The 23060-nt window shown below is 60.1% G+C and carries 20 protein-coding genes; 12 read left to right on the top strand and 8 right to left on the bottom strand.

Annotated elements, in window-relative coordinates; genetic code table 11:
* Positions 1-86: 86 nt before the first annotated feature.
* Together TU73_RS24785 and TU73_RS24780 are read right to left on the bottom strand one after the other, a co-directional pair.
* Positions 87-518, bottom strand: coding sequence for a hypothetical protein (locus tag TU73_RS24785; RefSeq protein WP_057014404.1), 432 nt, complete (start codon positions 516-518; stop codon positions 87-89).
* A gap of 492 nt (positions 519-1010) precedes the next feature.
* Entirely contained in the window at positions 1011-1799 is a 789-nt protein-coding gene (locus TU73_RS24780) for an AraC family transcriptional regulator (protein ID WP_057014403.1), read from the bottom strand.
* An 85-nt stretch (positions 1800-1884) separates the two neighbouring features.
* On the opposite strand from TU73_RS24780, the gene TU73_RS24775 reads away from it, so the two are divergent.
* From TU73_RS24775 to TU73_RS24765, 3 genes are all read left to right on the top strand, one after another.
* On the top strand, positions 1885-2883 hold the full coding sequence (locus tag TU73_RS24775; protein WP_057014402.1) for a bile acid:sodium symporter family protein: 999 nt from the start codon (positions 1885-1887) through the stop codon (positions 2881-2883).
* Positions 2884-2979: 96 nt separating this feature from the next.
* Complete coding sequence (locus TU73_RS24770) at positions 2980-4167, top strand: sugar transporter (RefSeq protein ID WP_057014401.1); 1188 nt, start codon at positions 2980-2982, stop codon at positions 4165-4167.
* A 21-nt stretch (positions 4168-4188) separates the two neighbouring features.
* Positions 4189-4749 (top strand): hypothetical protein, encoded by a 561-nt coding sequence (locus TU73_RS24765; RefSeq protein WP_057014400.1) that lies wholly within the window; start codon positions 4189-4191, stop codon positions 4747-4749.
* A 54-nt stretch (positions 4750-4803) separates the two neighbouring features.
* Here TU73_RS24765 and TU73_RS24760 read toward each other — a convergent pair whose 3' ends face one another.
* Positions 4804-5748: an aliphatic sulfonate ABC transporter substrate-binding protein gene (locus TU73_RS24760; RefSeq protein WP_057014399.1), complete on the bottom strand. Its 945-nt coding sequence runs from the start codon at positions 5746-5748 to the stop codon at positions 4804-4806.
* A 206-nt stretch (positions 5749-5954) separates the two neighbouring features.
* On the opposite strand from TU73_RS24760, the gene TU73_RS24755 reads away from it, so the two are divergent.
* The 3 genes from TU73_RS24755 to TU73_RS24745 are packed head-to-tail and all read left to right on the top strand — an operon-like array spanning position 5955 to position 8771.
* Positions 5955-7013 carry an ABC transporter substrate-binding protein gene (locus TU73_RS24755; RefSeq protein ID WP_057014398.1) on the top strand — a complete coding sequence of 353 codons (1059 nt, stop codon included), beginning with the start codon at positions 5955-5957 and terminating at the stop codon, positions 7011-7013.
* Positions 7000-7989, top strand: coding sequence for an ABC transporter permease (locus tag TU73_RS24750; protein WP_057014397.1), 990 nt, complete (start codon positions 7000-7002; stop codon positions 7987-7989). The genes TU73_RS24755 and TU73_RS24750 overlap by 14 nt, the downstream gene beginning before the upstream one ends.
* Complete coding sequence (locus tag TU73_RS24745) at positions 7983-8771, top strand: ABC transporter ATP-binding protein (RefSeq protein ID WP_057014396.1); 789 nt, start codon at positions 7983-7985, stop codon at positions 8769-8771. The genes TU73_RS24750 and TU73_RS24745 overlap by 7 nt, the downstream gene beginning before the upstream one ends.
* Before the next feature lie 177 nt (positions 8772-8948).
* Here TU73_RS24745 and TU73_RS24740 read toward each other — a convergent pair whose 3' ends face one another.
* Positions 8949-9620 carry a helix-turn-helix transcriptional regulator gene (locus TU73_RS24740; protein ID WP_173668884.1) on the bottom strand — a complete coding sequence of 224 codons (672 nt, stop codon included), beginning with the start codon at positions 9618-9620 and terminating at the stop codon, positions 8949-8951.
* A 229-nt stretch (positions 9621-9849) separates the two neighbouring features.
* On the bottom strand, positions 9850-11094 hold the full coding sequence (locus tag TU73_RS24735; RefSeq protein ID WP_057014394.1) for a methionine gamma-lyase: 1245 nt from the start codon (positions 11092-11094) through the stop codon (positions 9850-9852).
* 123 nt (positions 11095-11217) lie between these two features.
* On the opposite strand from TU73_RS24735, the gene TU73_RS24730 reads away from it, so the two are divergent.
* Entirely contained in the window at positions 11218-11688 is a 471-nt protein-coding gene (locus TU73_RS24730) for an Lrp/AsnC family transcriptional regulator (protein WP_056846504.1), read from the top strand.
* A 19-nt stretch (positions 11689-11707) separates the two neighbouring features.
* On the opposite strand, the gene TU73_RS24725 is transcribed toward TU73_RS24730, so the two are convergent.
* Positions 11708-13132: an aminotransferase-like domain-containing protein gene (locus tag TU73_RS24725; protein WP_057014393.1), complete on the bottom strand. Its 1425-nt coding sequence runs from the start codon at positions 13130-13132 to the stop codon at positions 11708-11710.
* Between the two features lie 158 nt (positions 13133-13290).
* Between TU73_RS24725 and TU73_RS24720 the strand changes: the two genes are divergently transcribed.
* The 5 genes from TU73_RS24720 to TU73_RS24700 all read left to right on the top strand — a co-directional run bounded on the left by TU73_RS24720 (position 13291) and on the right by TU73_RS24700 (position 17482).
* Positions 13291-13473 carry a rubredoxin gene (locus TU73_RS24720; RefSeq protein ID WP_057014392.1) on the top strand — a complete coding sequence of 61 codons (183 nt, stop codon included), beginning with the start codon at positions 13291-13293 and terminating at the stop codon, positions 13471-13473.
* A gap of 27 nt (positions 13474-13500) precedes the next feature.
* The gene (locus tag TU73_RS24715; protein WP_057014391.1) at positions 13501-14370 is read left to right on the top strand and encodes a sugar phosphate isomerase/epimerase family protein; all 870 of its coding nucleotides are present in this window, start codon (positions 13501-13503) and stop codon (positions 14368-14370) included.
* 68 nt (positions 14371-14438) lie between these two features.
* Positions 14439-15068, top strand: coding sequence for a LysE family translocator (locus TU73_RS24710; RefSeq protein WP_057014390.1), 630 nt, complete (start codon positions 14439-14441; stop codon positions 15066-15068).
* A 78-nt stretch (positions 15069-15146) separates the two neighbouring features.
* On the top strand, positions 15147-16205 hold the full coding sequence (locus TU73_RS24705; protein WP_057014389.1) for a diguanylate cyclase: 1059 nt from the start codon (positions 15147-15149) through the stop codon (positions 16203-16205).
* Between the two features lie 47 nt (positions 16206-16252).
* Entirely contained in the window at positions 16253-17482 is a 1230-nt protein-coding gene (locus tag TU73_RS24700; protein ID WP_057014388.1) for a M20/M25/M40 family metallo-hydrolase, read from the top strand.
* Positions 17483-17712: 230 nt separating this feature from the next.
* Here the strand turns inward: TU73_RS24700 and TU73_RS24695 are convergent, their stop codons facing one another.
* Together TU73_RS24695 and TU73_RS24690 are read right to left on the bottom strand one after the other, a co-directional pair.
* Complete coding sequence (locus TU73_RS24695) at positions 17713-18132, bottom strand: hypothetical protein (RefSeq protein WP_057014387.1); 420 nt, start codon at positions 18130-18132, stop codon at positions 17713-17715.
* Positions 18133-18135: 3 nt separating this feature from the next.
* Positions 18136-22944 (bottom strand): RHS repeat-associated core domain-containing protein, encoded by a 4809-nt coding sequence (locus tag TU73_RS24690; protein ID WP_156421254.1) that lies wholly within the window; start codon positions 22942-22944, stop codon positions 18136-18138.
* Positions 22945-23060 lie beyond the last annotated feature (116 nt).

The raw sequence follows: 23060 nt of genomic DNA, 5'->3' as shown, positions 1-23060 counted from the left end.
TTGCCTGCGATGGCGGTGTGACAGTCACTGCATCTGTTACTGCACTACCGCTTTCGCAGGCAAGCCAGCTCCCACATTGGCCTGTATCAGGCCGCAGCTTGCGGCTGAATGCGCAGTTCGCCGTCGACATCCTTGACCAGCCCACTGGCCACGAACAACGGCGCCAGGCGCTTGTGCAACTGCGGCTCGACAAACTCCTTCACCATCTCCAGCACCAGCACGCCACTGAGCGGCAGCTCGACCTTGGTGTACGACAACCACGCCTTCTTCAACGCCATCAACACATCACTGCCCGCTGTCGAAGCAAAGCGACGGTGCATCGGCTTACCGTCGAAGGTGAACGTGTGCTGGAACTCATAGCCGCTTTCATCACCGCCGCTGGCAGCACACCGTACGCAGGTGCACGGGCCGTCACCAAAGGCGCTGCGCAGGTAAGCGTTGAAGTCCACCACGGGCTTGAGTGACAGGCGCTTATCAACCTCGAACAGGTCCCCGGTCATTTTTTCGTCAGTGTTCAACGTCCATTTCCTCGCAGGTCAGTAGCGGCATTTCAAAGCGCGGCACAATACCAGCCGAGCGCGGGTTTGTGGGTTATTTGCATGACAATAGATCCCGATATCTGTTCGAGCCCTATGAAGCGCAGGCGGCCAACCCCATTCTAGACATGAAATGCCGTCAAAAGTGTGGGAGGGGGCTTGCCCCCGATGGCGGCCTGACAGCCGACCAGGATGTTGGATCAGACTGAGTACATATCCGTTATTTGGGCAACGGCCACTTAGGGTTCCGCTTTTACAGCGGGTCACTTTGGAAAAGAGCCCCAAATCCCTGTCGAATTCCGGCCTGCGTGGTTTAACGGGGCGCCTAAGATCAAGATCAAAAGCAGATCAAGATCAAGAGCGGCTCGCTTCGCATCGTGGTTACTGATAGTTGCTACGTCAGAGTTGTGTAGATACCCATGCTCATCGGGGGCAAGCCCCCTCCCACATTTTGATCCTCACAGCCCCAAAGGATCAGCGAAAAAACTCACCAGGTGTCGTTTCAAACTGCTGACGAAACGCATTGATAAATGCCGACGTCGATTCATACCCACACCCCAATGCCACATCCGTCACCCGCTCGCCTTGTTCCAGGGCGGGCAGGGCGCTCAGCAGGCGCAGGCGCTGGCGCCAGGCGCGGAAAGTCAGCCCGGTGTCACTCAGGAACACGCGGCTGAGGGTCTTTTCGCTGACCCCCAGCTTGGCGCTCCACCCCCCCAATGTGGTCTGCTGCTCCGGGCGCAGGCTCAGGCTGCGATAGATCTGCCGCAGCCGTGGGTCATGGGGCAACGGCAACATCAGGTCCACCTGGGGCGCGGCGGCGAGTTGGTCGAGCAGCACCTGGGCCAGGCGTCCATCGGGTCCGTCCTGGGCATATTCCACCGGCACTTCGCTGAAACTGCGGATCAACTCGCGTAGCAGGCTGCTCACCTCCAGCACCTGGCAACGCTCGGCGGCCCAGGCGGTGACGCTGCAATCGAGGTACAAACTGCGCATTTCGGTATGGGGCGAACTGAACACCCGATGGGGCATGCCCGCCGGGATCCACACTGCACGTTGTGGCGGCGCGACGAAGCGGCCAACGCTGGTCTGGATCTCCAGCACCCCGGAAATCGCATAGGACAACTGCACCCACGGGTGACTGTGCCGTCGTGTCAGCGCCCGATTGGGCAAAGATTCAGTACGCCCATACACCGGCCGTGGCAGGCTGTAAAGCCCAGGTACACTGCGTCGCACGGCTTTTTCATGTCCTTTAGGCGGCATTTACTGGCTCATTGGCGTTAGTCGGTAACAGGCGGTTACGTTAGAGTCGCCACGACGCTCTTGGCAACCCCCGGAAGACTTGCTTATGAACCGCCCGCGCTTTCTACCTGATAACTTCACCCTGACCCTGATCGCCACGGTGATCCTCGCCTCCCTGCTACCAGCCAGCGGCCAGACCGCCGTGGCCTTCGGCTGGGTCACCAACCTGGCCATCGCGCTGCTGTTTTTCCTGCACGGAGCCAAGCTGTCGCGCAATGCTATCGTCGCCGGTGCCGGCCACTGGCGTTTGCATTTGCTGGTGTTCAGCCTGACCTTCGTACTGTTTCCGCTGCTGGGCCTGGCGCTCAAGCCGGTGCTGTCGCCCCTGGTCGGCAAAGACTTGTACATGGGCATGCTTTACCTCTGCGCATTGCCGGCGACGGTGCAATCGGCGATTGCCTTTACGTCCCTTGCCCGGGGCAATATCCCGGCGGCGATTTGCAGCGCGGCGGCTTCGAGCCTGTTCGGAATTTTCCTGACGCCGTTGCTGGTGGCACTGCTGCTCAATGTGCAGGGGGACGGCGGCTCTACGGTCGACGCGATCTTGAAGATCAGCGTGCAATTGCTGCTGCCATTCATCGCCGGGCAAATCGCCCGCCGCTGGATCGGTGACTGGGTAGGTCGCAACAAAGCCTGGCTGAAATTCGTCGATCAGGGGTCGATCCTGCTGGTGGTCTATGGCGCGTTCAGCGAAGCGGTCACCGAAGGTATCTGGCACCAAATCCCATTGTGGCAACTGGGCGGTCTGGTGGTGGCCTGCTGCGTATTGCTCGCGCTGGTGCTGGTGGCGTCTACGCTGCTGAGCAAGGCGTTTGGCTTTAACCAGGAAGACCGCATCACCATCCTGTTCTGCGGCTCGAAGAAAAGCCTGGCCACCGGTGTGCCCATGGCCCAGGTGCTGTTCGCCGGGGCGAGCATGGGCGTGTTGATTTTGCCGTTGATGCTGTTCCACCAGATCCAACTGATGGTGTGCGCGGCGCTGGCCCAGCGTTATGCCCAGCGCCCGGAAAGCATTCCGGAGCTGATGGCACGGGTGGACCCGTGATCCGCCTCAACAACCGCCCGAGAAACCTATAGAATGCTCGGCGGCGGCGCTTGTCCTGGGCGGCGCTTGATCATCGCCAGAGTACCGCGCCCGTCAATGAGCCTTTCAGCCGCAACCCCCCAAGCCAATTGGCAACCGGTCATCGCCCTGGCGCTGGCCGCGTTTGTGTTCAATACCACCGAATTTGTCCCCGTCGGGCTGCTCAGCGCCATTGGCGCCAGCTTTGACATGCCCGTGGCCAGCGTCGGCCTGATGCTCACCATTTACGCGTGGATCGTGTCGCTGACCTCGCTGCCGGTGATGCTGCTGACCCGCAACGTCGAACGGCGCAAATTGCTGATCGTGCTGTTCGGCCTGTTTATCGTCAGCCATATCCTTTCCAGCGTGGCCACCAGCTTCGGCTTGCTGATGGTCAGTCGGGTCGGCATCGCCCTGGCCCATGCGTTGTTCTGGTCGATCACTGCTTCACTGGCTGTGCGCCTGGCGCCAGAGGGCAAGCAGGTGCAGGCCCTTGGCTTGTTGGCCACGGGTACTTCCCTGGCGATGGTGCTGGGCATTCCGTTGGGCCGTCTGTTGGGCGAGGCCATGGGCTGGCGTACCACCTTCCTGGTGATCGCCGCCTTCGCCGCCGCCCTGGTGTTCTGGCTGGCGCGCACCTTACCGCTGCTGCCCAGCCAGAACTCCGGTTCCCTGCGCAGCCTGCCACTGCTGTTCAAGCGCCCGGCGCTGGTGGCGCTCTACGTGCTGACCGCGATGACGGTCACCGCGCAATTCACCGCCTACAGCTATATCGAACCCTTCGTCGAAGGCGTCGCCGGGCTGGGCGGCAGTGCGGTGACGTTGATCCTGTTGGTGTTCGGTGGGGCCGGCATTATCGGTTCGTTGTTGTTCAGCCTGGTGCATCGCTTCAACCCCCATGTCTTCGTGATCAGCACGGTGTTCCTGCTTGCCGCGTGCCTGGCCCTGATGCTGCCGTTGAGCGGCGCCGAGTCTTACCTGGTGGTATTGAGCATTTTCTGGGGCATGGCGATCATGGGCTTTGGCCTGGCCATGCAATCCAAGGTGCTGGTGCTTGCACCGGACGCCACCGACGTGGCGATGGCGATGTTTTCCGGCATCTACAACATCGGCATCGGCGGCGGTGCGCTGATGGGCAGTTGGGTCGGCAGCCACTTCGGCTTCGCCTGGATCGGCGCGGCGGGCGGGTTTCTGGCGGCGCTGGCGCTGGTGGGGTATTGCCTGGCGATTCGGCGGTTTGGGCAGGGTGTGCCGCTCAACAAATAAATTCACAGGGACTGGTGATTGATGAAGTACTTAATTGTTGTATGTGTTCTGTTATCGCTCAGTGGCTGTGTTACCAACCAGTTGCACTTTGCGGCGTACTCGACGCAGACCGAGTTGGCGGCAATCAAAGGTCGTGTTGTACAGGCCGATATCGTGCAAGTGACTGGCGGTGAAAAGTGTACGCGCTGTAAGGAGTCGAGCAAGATTGTCTGGCATGCTGCGAATTACAATGTCGGCCTTTACGAGGGGTTCGCCAACGTTCCTGTTGACGACTGGACCGAGTTCACTAAACGTGCTGTGGGCGTTTCTCCCACTTCGGCACTCAAAACCAGCGTCGAAATCGACAGAGTCTTCGTCAAGACTTGGAACTCTCCTGACTATTACGCCTGTGAGGTTAGCCTGACGGTGGACATCGCCGGTGCGAAATACCCTGGGCGCTCCCGGCTCAAGTTGAAGCAGGTGGGGCAAAGCTTAATCGGTAATAAGCTTGCTGCTCTTAACGCGCAGGTATTGGATACTGTAGGCCTGACAGTTAAAGCGGCCTATATGGATGCTTTGACCAACTATCACAAGGTGCGCTGACTGCCGCCAAGCAGAATTAGGGTGGCGGACCACTTCCCGCCGGCCTTGTTTACCTTAGGGTTGCCAGGTCTGTACTGCCTTGGCATCCACCGCTTTGGGCAACAGCCCCGCCTTGAAGAATGCATCGGCAATCTTCTGCTGCTCCCCCAGTTGCTCGAGTGTCACCGGCTGCACCTGATAGCTGCGGTGCGCATTGGCAGCTTCCACCGTCGCTGCATCCAGGTTGCCCCATAACGGCCCGAGCACTTTTGCCGCTTCCTGCGGATGGGCCTTGACCCATTGACCGGCTTGTTCCAACTGCGCGTATACCACCTTCAACACCTCGGGATGAGCCTGGGCGTAAGGCGTGCCGGTCAGGTAATAACGCTTGTAGCTCGCCAACCCGGCGCCGTCCGCCAGGGTGCGCGTGGGCAGTTGCCGCTGCACGCTGGTGAGGAAAGGCTCCCAGGTGACCCATGCATCCACCTTGTTGTTTTCAAAGGCGGCGCGGCCGTCAGCGGGGGACAGATAGGCTGGCTGGATATCGGCAAACGCCAGGCCGGCTTTGTTCAACGCGGCGATCAATAAATAGTGAGTGCCTGCGGCTTTGGTCACGGCGATTTTCTTGCCCTTGAGGTCCGTCAACTGCTGGATTGACGAGTCCTTGCGTACAACGATGGCCTGGGCCGCGGGCGAGGGCGCTTCCTGGGCGAAGTAGGTGAGCTGGGCCTGGGCTGCCTGGGCAAAAATCGGCACGGTATCGGCCACATCGGCGCTGATATCCACGTTGCCGACGTTCAGCGCTTCGAGCAAGGGCAGGCCGCTGGGGAACTCATGCCAACTGACGTCGACGTGGTCGGCCTTGAGGGCTTTTTCCAGGGTGCCCTGGGTTTTGAGCAGGGTGATCAGGGTCGAGGATTTCTGATAGCCGATGCGCAGGGTTTCCTGAGCCTGGGCACTTACAGCGACAGAAAAAGCCAGCAATCCTAATACAGCGGCGAGAGGGTGGCGAAGGGGCATGAGGCGCTCGATTTTTCAACAAAATGAACCGAAGCATAATGTTCTGAAAACCATTCTATAAATACTCTTTTGATCTGAGCTTAAGGCGCTTTTTTCGGGTTTTGCTGAATCTGGTATATCCATAGAGTTATATGTTTCTATCATAATAACCTGTCATTAATATAATGAAAGCACAATCAATCTGCGTATAAACAAGGATATCGTGCATGGCTGCCTTCGACCCTTTAACCCGTCGCCGTCTGCTCGGCATGGCCGGCCTGACCCTGGCCAGCCTGACGCTGCCGCGCCTGGTCTTTGCTGGCGACGCACACGCCAGCCACAACACCCCCGAGGAACCCGCCGGCACCGGTGAGTTCATCCGCCTCGACGCACCGCGCAAGTTGAAATTGGCAGTCAATCTCAACGCGGTGTGCCTGGCGCCGGTGGTGATCGCCCACGGCCAGGGCTTCTTCACTCAACACAACCTGGACGTGGAACTGGTCAACTTCGGTAACTCCACCGAGGTATTGCTCGAAGCCATCGCCACCGGCAAGGCTGACGCTGGGGTAGGCATGGCGTTGCGTTGGCTCAAGGCTCTGGAACAGGGCTTCGACGTGAAGCTCACCGCCGGCACCCACGGTGGTTGCCTGCGCTTGCTCAGTGCGGCAAGCGGCGGCGTGAGCAAGCTGGAAGACCTCAAGGGCAAGGCCATTGGCGTCACCGACATGGCCAGCCCGGATCGCAATTTCTTTTCGATCCTACTGAAAAAGCACGGGGTCGATCCGGTGCGCGATGTGGAATGGCGCCTGTACCCGGCCGACTTGTTGGGCACCGCCTTGGAGCGTGGCGAAGTGCAGGCGGTCAGCGGCAGTGATCCGTTCATGTACCGCCTGATCAAGTCCGGCGTGGCACGCGAGCTGTCCACCAACCTGGTGGAGGAATACGCCAACCTCAGTTGCTGCGTGGTCGGCGTCACCGGCAAGTTGGTGCGCGAGGACAAACGCGTAGTCGCGGCCCTGACCCAGGCGATCCTCGAAGCCCATGATTATTCCGTGCAACACCCCGAAGCCGTGGCCAAAGGCTTCCAGGCTTTTGCACTGAACACCTCTACCGAAGAAGTGCAGGCGATTCTCCACGATCACACCCACGGCCACCACGCGGTGGGCGCAGCGCTGACTGAGGAAATCACCACCTATGTTACCGACCTGAAAACCGTGGAGGTGATCAGCAAAGGCACCGACCCGGTGGAATTCGCCAAGGAGATCACCGCCGATGTCTTCAGTTGACGCCACCACCCTCAACCCGCCCCTGGCCCTCAAGCTCGGCTGGCAGGGCGCAGCCGTAGTAGCAGCCTGGGTGGCCGTCGCGCTGCTGATCAGCTATTGGCCCAACGCGACACGCCACTGGCCGATGACCCAAGGCTTGGCCAATTTCTGCGTGGGCGTGGCCGTGGTGTTCAGTACGTTGAGCCTGTTGGGGCGCACGCTGTCGACACTGGCGCTGCGCCTGCGCAATGCCACGCCCTGGCTGATTGCGTTGCCGCTGCTGCTGGGTCTTTGGGAACTGCTCACGGCCAAGCTTGCGCTGTTACCGGTGCCGTTCTTCGCACCGCCCCAGGCCCTGCTGGCGGTGTATATCGAAGACTACCCGCGCTTGGCCGACAGCCTGCTGCACTCGGCATTGCTGCTGGGCTCGGGCGTGGCCCTCGGCGCGGCGACGGGGTTTATCGCCGGCGTGGCCATCGGTTGGTCCACGCGCATCGGCTATTGGCTGCACCCGGTGCTGCGCATCCTCGGCCCGGTGCCTTCCACTGCACTGTTGCCACTGTGTTTTTTTCTGTTTCCCAGCAGTTGGAGCGCCAGCGTGTTTCTAATCGCCCTGGCCACCTGGTTTCCGGTCACGGTGCTGACCTGGTCGGGGGTGGCTAGTGTCGATAAAGCTTATTACGACGTGGCCCGCACCCTCGGCGCCAAGCCCGGTTTCCTGATCTTCAAAGTGGCGATTCCGGCGGCGATGCCCCATGTGTTTGTCGGCCTGTTCATGGGCTTGGGCGCCTCATTCTCAACCTTGGTGGTGGCGGAAATGATGGGGGTCAAGTCCGGCATCGGCTTTTACCTGCAATGGGCCCAGGGCTGGGCGGCTTACGCGAATATGTACGCTGCATTGTTGATCATGGCCCTGGCCTGTTCGGGGTTGATCACCGGATTGTTCCTGGTGCGTGATCGGTTGCTTGCCTGGCAGAAAGGAACGATGAAATGGTAGCCCTCGCACCAACAGCAGCGGCATCGACAGGGTTGGCGCTGAGCATTGAAAACCTCAGCCACGGCTTTGCCTTGGACGGCCAGCATTTGCCGGTGCTGGAACGGGTCTCGTTGGACGTGGCAGCGGGAGAATTCGTCGCGTTGCTGGGCCCGTCTGGGTGTGGAAAATCCACCTTGCTGCGCCTGGTGGCCGGGCTTGAGCCGGCGGACAGCGGCAGGTTGCTGGCCGACGGGGAGCCCATCACCGGCCCGGACCCCAGCCGCGTGGTGGTGTTCCAGGACCCGACGCTCTACCCGTGGCGACGGGTGTGGGACAACGTCGCGGTGGGCCTGGAGGCCCAGGGCTTGCTCAAGAGCCATGCGGCGAAGGTCGACCAGGCCCTGGAGAAAGTCGGCCTCAGCCAGTTTGCCCGGGCTTACCCGCGACAACTCTCCGGCGGCATGGCGCAACGGGTGGCCCTGGCCCGCGCACTGGTCAATGAGCCGCGGCTGCTGATTCTTGATGAGCCACTGGGCAAGCTGGACTCCCTGACGCGAATCACCATGCAAAAGGAGTTGATTGGGCTGTGGCAGAGCCAGGGGTATACGGCGTTGCTGGTGACCCATGATGTGGAAGAGGCGCTGCTGTTGGCCAACCGGGTGGTTGTGTTCAGCGATCGGCCAGCCAAGGTTCAGGCGCAGTTGACGATTGAGCGGCCGTATCCCAGGCATCGGGATGATCCTTATCTAGTGGATTTGCGGCACAGCATTTTGGGGTTGTTGGGGTTGGGGGGCGATTGGTAGCCGGTCAGCCCTGGACACAAAATGTGGGGCTTGCCCCCGATATAGGTAGTCCTTATAGCCGACCTGATCATTGTCGCGTTGGGTAATACACGGGATCTCACATCCGATCGCTGATATGCAGTGACGAAGCGAAGGCTAGCCAGTGGATTGAGCAGGCGACACAGGCCAAATGTGGGATTAGAAGCTTGTGCTGTCGTCTGTGGCATACATCCACCGCAACAACGAATGCCGCCCGCTGATGCCCAGCTTGATCGCTGCGCGCTTGAGGTAACTTTCGATGGTGTTGACCTTCAACGCCATTTGCTCGGCCAGTTCCGGCGCAGTGCGGCCGGCCAGCAGGCCCACGCATACTTCCAGCTCACGCTTGGACAGGCTCAGCCCCGACTGCACCAGGCGCTCCTGGATGCGTCGGCGCAGGGTGTCGATGCCCTGGTTTTGCGGCACTGGCGTCGCATTGTCCTGGCGGCACGGCTGGATCGCGGTGATGTGCTTTTCCACCATGGGCAGCAACAGCGTGGAGAAGTCCTGCAGCATGCTGCGCTCTTGCGCGGAAAAACTCTCGGATGGGTGTGAGCGGTACACCGACAGTACGTAGCGCACATCGTCCTTGCGCCGTGTGAGGTGCAGTTGTGCCGCAGGTTGCTCAGGCCCCATGGCCGCCACCGAGTCGGTGTAGACCGGGCTGATCTTGCGGCGGCTGTGGCCTTGGCTGCTGACCCGCAGCTGGGTGATATGGGTGGCGTCCACTGCCAATTGGGTGAGGATAAGATCATGCAGCATGCGTGGGAAATGGCGGCTGCCGGTGCTGGCGATGACCTTGCCTATATGGGGGAACAGGTGTGAGTTCATCAATTCGTCCATGAGTATCGAGCGCGGGCATCCAGCCTTATAGCGACGGAGTTTAACAAGGTGACCAATATGAATAACCCGCAGTGATAATGCTTCCCGCCGAGACCCATGCTAGTACAGGCTGGCGAAGGGAAGGGGTTTCCAACCGAAAAAAAACAGATTAAACCCTATAGCGACGAGCGATAAGTTCGACCACCGCTGGTAGGAAAGAATAACGCGTGATGAGGCGTTACCTCAGGACGTGGGCTGCCGTTGCGGCAGGGCGCACGCTGGGGCGGCTGCACTTGGCCAGGGCCTGGTGCACATCCGCCAGCAGGTCCGCGACATCCTCAAGCCCCACCGACAAACGCACCAAGCCTTCGCTGATACCGTGCTGCGCTCGTTCCTCGGGGGTGTAGGTGGAATGGGTCATGCTCGCCGGGTGTTGGGCCAGTGACTCGGCGTCCCCCAGGCTCACCGCGCGGGTGAACAGGTGTAATGCGTTCATGAAGCGCCGGCCCATCTCGATGCCGCCCTTGAGTTCAAAGGCAATCATGCCGCCGGGCAGCTTCATCTGTCGTTTCGCCAGCTCGTACTGCGGGAAAGATCGCAGCCCGGGGTAGGTTACCCATTGCACGGCCGGGTGCGTCTGCAAGGCTTCGGCCACTGCCTGGGCGCTGCTGCAATGGCGGTCCATGCGCAGGGCCAGGGTCTTGAGGCCGCGCATCAGCAACGACGCGTCCTGGGGCGACATCACGGCACCGGTCAGGTCCTTGAGCCCTTGCAGACGAATGCGCTGCGCCAGGGCATGACTGCTCACGGCAATGCCTGCGGTGATGTCGCCATGGCCGCTGAGGTATTTGGTGGCAGAGTGCACCACCACATCCGCGCCCAACTCCAGCGGACGTTGCAGGTAAGGGGTGCAGTAGGTGTTATCCACCACCAGGGTGATATTCGGCTGGCGATGGGCTAGCTCGGCCACCGCGGCGATGTCGATCAGGCGCAGGTTGGGGTTGGCCGGGGTCTCGCAATAGATCATGCGGGTCGCCGGGGACAGCGCCGCTTGCAGGGCGGCCAGGTCGGTCAGGTCGACGTGCCGCACCTGGATGCCGAACTCGCCGATGCCGTGGTGCAACAGCGCGAAGGTACAGCCGTAGAGGGTTTGGCTGACGATGATCTCATCGCCCGGGCGCAGCAGGGTCCAGAACGTCGCGGCAATCGCGCCCATGCCGGAGCTGAACGCCACCGCGGCCTCGCCGTTTTCCAGGCTGGCCATGCGCGATTCCAGCAAGGCCAGGGTCGGGTTGGAAATGCGCGTGTAGAAGTGGCCGCTGGCTTCACCGGCAAAGCAGGCGGCGCCATATTCGGCGGTAGGAAAGGCGAAGGTGGCCGACAGGTAGATCGGTGGCACCAGGGCGCCGTGGTGGTCCTTGGGGTCGTAGCCGTGATGAATCGCACGGGTAGAAAAGCCGGATGCGGGATGTTTATTGTTCATGTCGGGCGCTCCTTATTTCCTACAATGCTATGCTCATAACCGCAGATGAACCTTGCAAAAAATGCTGGGAAAAGCCGCGTTTGTGGATCAAACACCGATAAAAACAAGGATTAGAGGCACGTCATGCCCATCAAGCTGGACCGTACTGATAAAGCGCTGTTAAACGCATTGCAAGGCAACGCCCGCCTGACCGTGGCCGAACTGGCCGAGCGGGTGGCCTTGACCACGTCACCATGCTGGCGGCGGGTGCGCGCCCTGGAGGACAGCGGGGTGATCAGTGGCTACCAGGCGATCCTCTCACCCAAGGCGCTGGGCTACGGCGTGACGGCCTTTGTCAGCATCATGATGGACAGCCACACCCAGGACATCGCCCGGGCGTTCGAGCAGCGGCTGTTGGAAATTCCGGAAATCGTGGCCTGCCATAACGTGTCGGGGCGCTATGACTTTTTGCTGGAAGTGGTGGCCAAGGACCTGGAGTCTTTTGGCGAGTTTGCTCGCGAAGTCTTGCAGACGTTGCCCTGCGTCAAGGAGATCTACTCAAGCTTTTCCTATAAGTCGGTGCGGCCGTTGCGGGTGATTCCGCTGCCGGGGTGAAAGGTTCATTGGGCGACGCTTACGCGCGGGAATTGCTCTGGGCAACCCCATGCAACAACAGCGCCTCAAACACCCGCTGCACCCGTGGCTCATCGCTATGGGCCACGTTGAAGCGCATCGAGTCACGATGGGCCGGGTCGTAGCCAAACAGCGCGCCGGGCGCGAGCACCATGCTGCGTTTCAATGCCTCCTGGGCCAGCAGTTCACCGTTGACCCCCGGCGGCAGGCGCGCCCAGATAAACATCCCGCCTTCATAGGCCATCGGCAGTTCGCAACCGCAACGCTTGAGCCATTGCTCGACGCGCCCGCCGGCCTCGACCAGGCGTTGCACCATGCGCTTGCGATGCTTGGCGTAGCTGCCTTCGCTGAGCATGCGGTAGACGATCTGCTCAAACAGTTCCGAGGTCACGCCGCCGCTCATCAATTTCATATTGGTCAGGTTGGCGGCCAGTTGCGGCGCGGCCACCACGTAGCTGACTCGGGTGTTGGCGCTGAGGATCTTCGAGAACCCCGACAGGTAGGTGACCTGGTCCAGCCCGGCAACGGCGGCCAGGCGCGGTGGCGGGTTGGGGTGCAGGTCGCCGTAGAGGTCATCCTCGACGATATGGCAGTGGTACTGCTGGGTCAGTTGCAGCAGGCGAAACGCCTGGCTTGGGCTGAAGGAGTGGCCGGTGGGGTTATGCAACACGCTGGTGGTCAGGTACAGGCTGGGGCGGTGTTCGGCGAGCAGGTGTTCGAGGGCGGTGAAGTCGAAACCGTCGGGGCGGCGCTCGATGGTGATGACCTTGACGCCGTGCAGCGCCAGGTTGGCGTGGAAGTTGAAGTAGCACGGCGCATCGAGCAGCACGGTGTCGCCGGGCCGGGCGAGCAGGCGCATAAGCATGTCCAGGCCCTGCACGGTGTTGGGCGTCGTGATGATTTGCTCCACCGGTACCGACAAGCCCTCGCCATGCAACTTCTGTTGTAACGCCTGGCGCAACGGCAGCAACCCGGCCGGCGTGCCCAGCCCGGCGATGCGCAACGACGGCGCGCGCACGACGCTGCGCATGGCCTGGCGAATTGCCTCGCCATTGAGCCATTCCTCCGGCAGGTGCCCGCCACCCGGACGCAGCTCGCCACTGGCGGTGACCAAAGGGCGGCGCAATACGCTGAGCAGGTCCTGGGGCAACAGGTCGACCCAGGTCACCGACGCCGGGCGGGCGTTGTCCATGGCCACGAAATAGCCACGACCCTGGCTGGAGGTGAGCAGGTGGCGCCCGCGCAAACGGTCCAGCGCTTCGTTGAGGGTGAACTTGCTGACGCCCAGGACCTGGGTCAATTCACGCACCGACGGCAACTTGCTGCCCGGTGCCCATTCGCCGTTTTCGATGGCCTGGCTGAATGCCTCGACGATCTGTTGCACCTTGGGGGTGCCATCCACAAAGGCGATAGCCGATACAAACATGAACCTTCCTTGTCTTTGCTGGTGCTTTTACCGGTGAAGTTAGGCCGGATTAGGCATCACTTTACCTGCCTTGTGCAATGCCAGTCCCCTAGACTGCGCGGCAGCTCGCCAGGAGTTGGCGAAGTTTCCTACACGCGGGCAATGGATTCTGCATTCTCATGAAGACTTATATGTGTGCTCCCTGCGGTTTTATGTACGTGGAAGAATTGGGTATCCCGGAGGACGGGATACCCGCAGGCACCCCTTGGGAAGAGGTGCCTGAAAACTGGACATGCCCGGATTGCGGCGTGACCAAGGCCGACTTCATGGCCATTGAGCTCCCCGAACCTCTAGAAGCCTGACGCTCCATCCACGAAAGGAATCGCCCCATGGAAAGCAAACTGATCAACGCCACCGTGCCGTTCTGCACCGGTGTGGCCCACCAGAAATACCTGGGCGCCGAGAAAGGCCTGGAAACCGCCATCGAAGGCAACTGCACCCATTGGTATATCGACGGCAGCCTGTTTGGGGAAATGGTCGACGACTGGACCGATGCGCGCATCGAAAGCCTGCAGGCGCAAATCGCGGCCACCGGCATCAAGCCGGTCTTCCATGGCAACTTCAAGGCGCCGCTGGCCAGTGACGTCGAGGCGTTCCGGGCCGCGGCCGTGGAATATGTAAAGAAAGAAATCGACATCGCCAGCCGCCTGGGCGCGCCGCTGATCATTCATGGCGGTTGCATCGTCGAACCGAAAATGGTGCTGATGGCCAAGAAGGTCGCCCTGGAGCATTACCTGAAGTCGGTGCAGGAGCTGGCGATTTACGCCGAGGCCAAGGGCACGGATATCTACCTGGAAAACCTGTCCAACTACGTCAACTACCGGCCGTTCCACTACATCTTCACCCATGAAGCGGAATACGCCTTTGTGTTCGAGCGCCTGCAAGCCCACAGCAATCTGTACTTTTTCCTCGATGCCGGCCACGCCAACATCGAGAACGGTCTGCCGGCGGAAGTGGTGCGCAAGTATCACCACCTGATCAAGGGCATTTCCTTCAGCAACAACAATGGCGTGCAGGATCAGCATTTCGGCATTCACGACGGCAACTGTGACTATGCCGACGTCATGCAGGCCATCGTCGAGACTAACTGGAAAGGCCTGGTGGCCTTCGAAACCCGCAACCAGACCGCCAAGGCGGCCCTGGCTGACCTGGCGGTGATGTACCGCGAATCCCTGACGACCGAAATCGCTGTCGCCTGACGGACACAGGGGCGGGCGCTTGCGGCGCTCGCCCCGTTGCTGTTTCTATCCATTCAAGGTCCCTGGCCATGACAAGTGCGTTAACCCTGTCTTCGTTTCTCTACTTCCTGCTGTTTTGCGCCACCATGACCTTCAGCCCCGGCCCCATGACCCTGCTGTTGCTGAGCCTGGGCTTGAAGGACGGCCTGCGCAGTTCGATCCCGGCGCAGATCGGCGCCAGCGTGTCGTACCTGATTTCCATCCTGATCTTTGCCGTCGGCTTCTCGGAGTTGATCAAGGGCAACCTCGCCATTACCCAGACTATCCAGTTTGTCGGCGTGGCCTACATCTTGTATCTGGCCTATAAACAGTGGACCAGCAGCGGTGTGGCAATCAACGCCGGCACAGTGGAGGGCTCGCGCAGCCTGTTCGGCAAAGGGTTGTTGACCGGGTTTTCCAACCCCAAGACCATCATCATGTTCAGTGCGGTGTTCCCGCAGTTCGCCGGGGCGGGGGAGCACAGTTCAGCGGCGGATATCGCCATCCTTGGCCTGACGTTCCTGCTGCTGCAATTTGCCAGCGGCTGCCTGTATTGCTATTTCGGCCAGCGTATCAAGCACGTGTTGGAAAACCCCAAGCGGCGGGTGTTGTTGCAGCGCATCACCGCGATGTTGCTGTTGGGCGTTGCGCTGATGCTGGCGCGTGGTTTTTCACACTGACGTCAGCTTCTAAGTGGTAGTGGCGATTTGCCGTTACCCTGATAGACTCCAGGCACTCCCCCTGGATTGCACTCCACCATGTCAGCCGTCGGAGGAAATGGACTTCCGCTCGCTTCGCGCTTGTACAAATCACGCCTCCTGGGGCTCGCGCTCGGCTTTATTTGCGTCGCGTTTGGCATGTACCCGCTGAGTCCCTCCGTGTGGGTGTGGGCCTGGATGCTGATCAACGCGTTTGTGTGGCCGCATGTGGCTTTTCAAATTTCGTTGCGTGCGGTCCACACGTTGCGCAGTGAGCGCCGCAGCCTGTTGTTCGACTCCTTCTGCGGTGGCTTCTGGGTCGGCGCGATGCACTTCAACCCGCTGCCCAGCGTCACCACCTTGTCGATGATGAGCATGAACAACGTCGCCATCGGCGGCCCGCGCTTCATGTTCGCTGGCTGGGTGGCACAGGCGCTGGGGCTGGGCACGGCGCTGCTGATATTCGCCCCGGCGTTCATCACCGTGACCACCCAGGCCCAGGTGTATGCCTGCCTGCCGATCCTGATGCTGTATCCGATGGCCCTGGGCTGGATCTGCTATCGCCAGGCGGTAACCCTGGCCCGCCACAAGCGCGAGCTGCTGGCCCTGAGCCGTACCGACAGCCTGTCCGGCCTGCTCAACCACGGGGCCTGGAAAGACCACCTGGACATCGAATTCCAACGCTGCCGCCGAGGCCCGGCGGGTGCAGCCATCGCCTTGATCGACATCGACCACTTCAAGACCATCAACGACACCTACGGCCATGTGACCGGCGATATCGTGCTGCGCCAGTTAAGCAAGGTGCTGCGCCAGAACCTGCGCACCACCGACCTGGCCGGACGTTACGGTGGCGATGAGTTCTGCGTGATCCTGCCAGACATGCCGCTCAACCGTGCCACTGAGGTCATGGAGGCGCTGCGCGATCGCTTCAACGCCTTGGCCTACGCTCAGGACCCGACACTGCGCGTCAGCTTGAGCATCGGCCTGGCGCTGTATCAGCCTGCCCATGCCGACGCCATCAGTTGGCTCAACGATGCCGACCAGGCGTTGTACGAAGCCAAGAGCAGCGGGCGCAACCGCGTCAGCGCAGTGCAGGGGAGTTGGTTGCGCTCGGTCTAGTGGGGTAGGGTATTGGCGCACTTTCCAACAAAAACAAGGATCGGCCCATGCTCTTCACCTTCCCGCGTACCCTCCTGGCCGCCACCCTGGCCTTGTCCTTCGTCCTGCCGGCCTACAGCGCCGAACCCCACAAACAGATCCAGGCCGAGGCCGAACAGTACAAGGCCGAGGCCCTGAAACTGCTCGAACGCCTGGTGAACATCGATTCAGGTTCAGGCTACGAGCCGGGCCTGACCCAAGTGCGCGACATCGCCGTGGACGAGTTAAAACAATTGGGTTTCAGCATTGAGCTGGTGCCGGACAAAGCCGCCAACAACAGCCATGTGATCGCCACGCTCAAGGGCACCGGCAAGGCCAAAATCCTGCTGATGGCCCACATGGACACCGTCTTCAAGGAAGGCTCGGCCGCCGAACGCCCGTTCCACATCAAGGACGGCCGCGCCTATGGCCCCGGCGTAATGGATGACAAGGGCGGCATCGTCGCCGGCATCTACGCACTTAAAGTCCTGAAAAACCAGGGCTTCAAGGACTACGCGCAAATCACCTTCCTGCTCGACGCCAGCGAAGAAACCGGCTCCGAAGCCGCCTCCGAACTGATCCGCAACACTGCCAAGGGCCACGACGTGACCCTCAACCTTGAACCCGGCCGCCCAGCCGACGGCCTGGTGGTGTGGCGCAAAGGCAGCGCCACCGCCGTGGTCGAAGTCAAAGGCAAGGCCGCCCACGCCGGCGTCGCCCCGGAACTGGGACGCAACGCCGCCATGGAAGCCGCGCACCAGATCCTGCAACTGGGCAAGCTGGGCGATGAAGACAAGAAAACCACCATCAACTTCACCGTGCTCAAGGCCGGCGACCGCACCAACGTCATCCCCGACCAGGCCACCGCCAAGGCCGACGTACGCGCCGCCTTGCCGGAAGAGTTTGACCGGATCGAAAAGGACCTGGCCCGGGTTTCAGCGAACAAACTGATCCCCGAAACCGACGTGAAGACCAGCCTGCAACGCGGCTTACCGCCGATGCCGCAGACGGCCGAGTCGGATAAGTTGGTGGCGATAGCCCAGGGTATTTATGGTGAGCTTGGACGCAAGTTGACCATCGAAGGCAGCGGTGGGGCGGCGGACGCGAGTTTGTCGGCCGGGGTAGGTACGCCGACGTTGGATGGGTTTGGGATAGTGGGCGGGAATATTCACACACCGGAGGAATATGCCGAGGTGGAGAGTGTAGTGCCGCGGGTTTATTTGTTGAGCCGGATGATTATGGAACTGGCCAAGCGCTGATCAGATCCGGGATTACAGAACGAGGTAGATATAAATGTGGGAGGGGCTTGGCTTGCAGCAGTGGCGATGTTTCAGCCGCCGAATATTTGCCTGATGTGCCTCAATCCAAATGTGGGAGGGGGCTTGCCCCCGATAGCAGTGGTTCAGTCAATGCATGTGCAAGCTGACACACCGCCATCGGGGGCAAGCCGCCTCCCACATTGGATATTTGGTGTATTCAATACTGGGGGTCACCATGTGGCAGGGTCTTCGAGGCTGGCTTTTTGGAGATCTTCTTTCCAGACCTCGTTGGCTAGCCGATAGATGTCCGCAAAGAAGCCTCGGGGGTCGGCTATTTCTGTTTCGTCCCAGGCCATCGATGAATGCTCATCAGGGTCGTCTTCAAAGAAGGAGCCAAAGTCAAAGTTTTCAGTGTTTAGAGCAGTAACTAGGTTTTCAATTAATTTGTATTTGTGACGATAAGAGTATCTGGTATGAGGGTCTAGGCAGTACTTTATAATTAGGTATTCCCTATCTTCCTCGTTGTTGGGGTTATAGGCATACAGCTCTTTTCCCTTGGTTTCTTCCCTATCGTAAATATCGAAAGCTCCCACGAAATAGCGTAAGCTTGCGTCGAAAGGTATGCTTTCAGAGCATGGATGAAATAGCATTTTTCACTCCTTAATAGGGAATAGGGTAAATGGCGTGCCATCTTCACGGAATTTCATTTCGGCACCATTCATCGAAGGGTTAAATAATGGATTGTTCGGGTCCATCTTGTTTGGCCTGTAGCCACGCCCAGCACCTGGCAGTTCTAGTCGGACTATATCGTTCTTGTTACCATCTATTCCGGTGTAACGCGGGAGTCCACGTTCAACCCTTGAAGTTGCCTTTGTCCAAGCCTGAAGCTGAAGCTTCCAACTGTTAAATTGTGAGCTGGGAACGCCTTTTCTCTTAAGCGGTAAGCTACCTGTTATGGGGTCCGTTCCATCTATCGAACGTTGACTCATTTTAGATGGCTCAACTTCTGGACCATGCTTGCCAACCATGTGCATGTCGTACTTTGCTTCGTATTCCAAAATTCGACGTTTCGCATTTGTCTCACTTAGCTCCTCTATTCTAGCCCGTCTATGATCCCCGGTCGGTTGAGGCGCTGAGGGTTGCCCCTCATCAACTCTTGCCTTTGCTATTGGGCTATCTGGGCCGGTTGTTGACTGACACCCATCCCTACCTGGGCACGTATTTAGACCCAACGGGTCCACCCATCCCGTCGGGTTGGGCACGTACTGGTACCCATTGATCCCACCCGCCAACTTCACCGGATCCGGCGTCAGGTAACGACCGATATCCGGATTGTAGTAGCGATGACGGTTGTAGTGCAGTCCGCTTTCCTGATCGAAATACTGCCCTTGAAAGCGCAACGGATTGTCGATCTTGCTTACGTCGAGCCGGGCGATCTGGCCGTAGGCGCGGTAGTGGGCGGACCAGACGATTTCGCCTGCGGTGTCGGTGAGTTCTTGTGGTGTGCCAAGGTGGTCGAGTTGGTAGTGGTAGGGCGTTGTGGCTTGTGGGCCGTAGCCTTCCAGCAGTACCAGTGGACGGAAGCTGCCGGGCTCGTAGATGTAGCTGCGATGACAATCCGCATGATGCTCGGCAATCAACTTATCGCCTTGCCAGAAAAACTCGGTGGTCTTGCCCTCCACGGTCTTGCTGATGCGCCGCCCAAAAGGGTCGTAGCGGTAACTGGCGGTTTCGTCGTTGGGCTTTTTGACCTCGATCAGCCGATGCTGGCAGTCGTAGCAGTATTCAGTGACGAGTTGCTGGCCTTTGCCGCGTCGTTCGCGTATCAGATTGCCGAAGGCGTCGTAGTCGTAGTGGCGGTCACCCTGGATCACCAGGCGGTTAGCGGCGACGATGTCCGGGCCGGGGCGGTCTTGCATGAGCAGGTTGCCCGCCGGGTTGTGGGCGAAGCGTTCTTGTACGTCCTGTGAATGATCGGCGCGGGTCAGACGGGTGAGCGGGTCGTAGCGGTAATCGTGTTGGCCTTTGCGGGTGTCGAGCAGGCGGGTGAGGTTGCCGGATTTGTCGTAGTCGTATTGGCGCTGGTAAAGGTAATTTTCCTGCTGTGTGACGGCGTGGGCGTGCAGGCGGTTTTGGTCGTCGTAGTGGTAGTGGCTGAGCAGTTGGCCTTGTTGGCGCTGGTGTTCACGACCGGCTCGGAAAAGGTGAGAGGTGAGCACTTCGCCGTTGAGCTCGACGGTGGCGAGGTGGCCGCCTTTGTCGTGGTTGAAGGTGAGGCGATTGTTGTCCGGCAGGCGCAGTTTTTGTAATTGGCCGCAGGCGTCGTAGCCGTAGCGCAGGGTGCCCCAGCCTTGGTGTTCGGCGGTGAGGCGGTTTTGGTGGTCGTACTCGTAGGCCAGCGCCCAGTGGCCGTCTTCGACACTGAGGAGGTTGCCTTGGCGGTCGTAGGTATATTCAACAATGCTGCCATCGGGCAGGGTTTTTCGGACGAGGCGCCCGGCGTGGTCGCGCTCGTAGCGGGTAATGAGCTGACTGCCGTCGTCGCCGTGTTCGGTCTTTTCCTGCAGGTTGCCGTTGAGGTCGTAGGCGTAGGCGGTGCGCTGGCCGTCGAAGCCGGTTTCCTGTTGGATCAGGCCGTTGGGGTGATAGGTGAGCTGGTAGGTTTCGCCGACTTCGTTTTCGATCTCGGTGAGCAACAGCCGGGCGTTGTCGTAGCGGTACTTGACCTGGGTGCCGTCGGCATTGAGGCGGCGGCTGATCAGGTGCAGGCCGTCGGCGTATTCGTAACGGGTGACGTGGCCGAGCTCATCGCGCTCGGCGATGATTTTTCCGTAGGGGTTGTAGCTGAATTCCCGAGTGGCGCCGCCGGGCTGGGTCAGTTTCAGTAGACGTCCTACGGCGTCCCATTCATAAAGAGCCTGCGCGCCATGTTCATCCTCACGGGCAATCTCCCGTCCAAGATCGTCATAGCGATAACGCTTGATCGCGCCATTGGGCAATTGCTCCTCGAGCAACTGCCCACGCTCATTCCACACCAACCGATGACAACTGTGATCGGGGTACCAAACCCCGGTTAACTGCCCGCGTTTGTTGTAGCTATAGTCCGTGACCTGCCCATCGGGATCGGTCCTACGCGTAACATCGCCCTGGTCATTACGCTCATATTTCCAGACCGCTTCGCCGCGCCTGACAACCCGTACGAAACCGTTGTCATGCTCGTAGGACGTCGGCTCGTCATCCCCCGGAAACAGCGCCACCAAGCGTCCGGCTTCGTCGTACTGATAGGCCGTCACCGCGCCCAGCGGATCTTGCTCGACGGTCAGCCGGCCTTTTTCATCGTAGGATTTGAAGTGCTGGGCACCGTCCGGATCAATGCGCTGTACCAAGCGCGCCCGATCATCGTGGACGTAAACTTCCTGGCTACCATCAGCGTTATGCACCGTGACACGGCCGTCATCCCCCCAGGCATACCGCGTGTCCATCTGCGAAAAACTCGCCCAATGCCGGACACAGCGTGCCGCCTTGCCAGAGCCTTCCCACGCCCAAAAGAAACTCGCCCCACCGGCCAACTGCCGCTCGAGAATGACGTGCTGCTCGTCGTACCGATAACGCTCGCTTTCCCCGACGGCATTGGTCGCGCAAACCAGTCGTCCGTCTTCGTCATAGGCGTAGGAAACGACGTTCTGCTCGGTCTCCCAGACGTAGGGCTCACGACCTTTGGCGCGATGAACCTGGTAGTCCACCGCGACGATGCGATCCAACTCATAGCGCAGCAGCAGCGAACGGCCACAACCGTTATCCAACCTCTCAATCCGCCCGGAACGATCACGGACAATGCGCAGGCGGTTGTCATACGCATCGCTGATCGAGACCAGCACCCCGTCGCGAAAGTGATAAAACCGCGACGCCTGGGCCAACACCAGTTCATCAGGCGCCGAGCCCAGGTAGATCGCCGCTTCGGCCAGGCTATTGGTGATCGCGGCTCGAGAATCGGTGGGCAACGGAAACTGCGTACGGCGATTCTCATGGTCGGTCCACACCACCGATTCGCCCGATACAGCAAGCCTGTGCGCCAGCCCATGACTCCAGCCAAACCCCAACCCACAATCCACTTCCACCGCACTGGTGCGATACAGCCGCGTCCACTCAAACGGCAAAATTCCATCCAGCACGCCATCGGTAAGGGTCAGTAACTCTTCCCCAGTGACCATCGACACCGGGCAGCCGCTGGTTGCAGTTTTATCCGCTGGGCCCGCCGCATCCCCTTTCGGATTCGAACCCACGGCTGGCACATCATCGACAGCCTCCTGCCGCACCAGCACCGTCTGCCGGGTCTTGCTGCGCACCGCCGGCACCGGATTCGCAACCAACTGCTCGCCAGCCTTCAACGGTACAGCCGGCACCACCTTGACCGGCGTCGCCGCACTGCCAAGCAACACAGGCTTGGCCACCTCCACATGGGTTTCCAACCGAGGCCCCGTTGCCTGCTTGGCCAGCAACTCCAACAACGCCCGCGCTTGCCCGGACTTGACGCGACTGAGCATCTGCGCACCCAGGCGCAGTTGTACCCCAATACCCCGCGTGGCCCAGATCAGCAGCAGGTTGATCAAGACTTCGCCGGTGATTTCACCCAGCAGCTCATACATCTGCGGTGGCGGCAGCATGCGTATCCACGCCACCATCGCCGCCAGGTAGATAAACAACAGCGGCTCATCACTGAGCACCAGCAAGCCTTTGGCCAACGTGTCTTTGCCCAGCTTGAGCAATTCATCCAGGTCGGCCTGGGAGATGTACTTGAGCAGTTTCTCGCTGTTGGATTTGAGGTTCGCGAGCAGGTCATACAGCTCGGTGATGTTGTCCCACAGGTTGTAGAAGGCCTTGCCAATCCCGGATGCAAAGGCAATGCCCTGTAGGCCGCTGCGCTTGTAGGCTGGCGCTTGGGAAAAGTCTGCCCACTGAGGCTTGAAACGCTCGTCCCATTGTTTACGCAGATCAGCTTCCAGCCCCGCAATCACTGACCCGTAGGAGGCATACAGCGCCTTGACGTGATCCTTGGAAACATTGGGGTAAAAGGTGATCTGGTAGCGCTGGTCGCGGCTGCAGTCGTTGACTTCAAGAATGCCGCTGGGGCCAATGGTGTGGTGGATCGGCGCGCCCACCGGGCTGCCATCCTGGGCAATGGCTTGCAGCATCACCCGGGTGTTGCCGATGGGGACGAATTGGGTACTTTCGAACAGATGCACCAGGGTCAACCCACCCTGGGCTTTGCATTGAGCGACCGTGCGGCTGGGTTTTTCGGAAGAGATAGGCGCGACTAGTGCGACGTCTTCCCCAACCTTGAACAGCTGCTCCACGGTCAGTGCCGAGCCACTCAACAGGCTGTCGGCCCACTCATCGAACGTGTTCAGGCAGGTGCGAAAATCCGCTAGTACGCCTTTGACGTCCGGCGCCTTGGGATCCATGGGAGCCAGCACAAAGCTGGCAAACGCCGGAATCAAGAGCCAGCCCCGGCAACCAGTGCACTAACAAGAAAAACCATCTGCAATCCCTCGCACTGTTTGATCAGGCGAGGGACTTT

The organism is Pseudomonas libanensis (assembly GCF_001439685.1).
GTDB classification, from domain to species: domain Bacteria; phylum Pseudomonadota; class Gammaproteobacteria; order Pseudomonadales; family Pseudomonadaceae; genus Aquipseudomonas; species Aquipseudomonas libanensis.
Note: the sequence above shows the minus strand (reverse complement) of the source record. Positions and strands in the feature narration are given on the sequence as shown.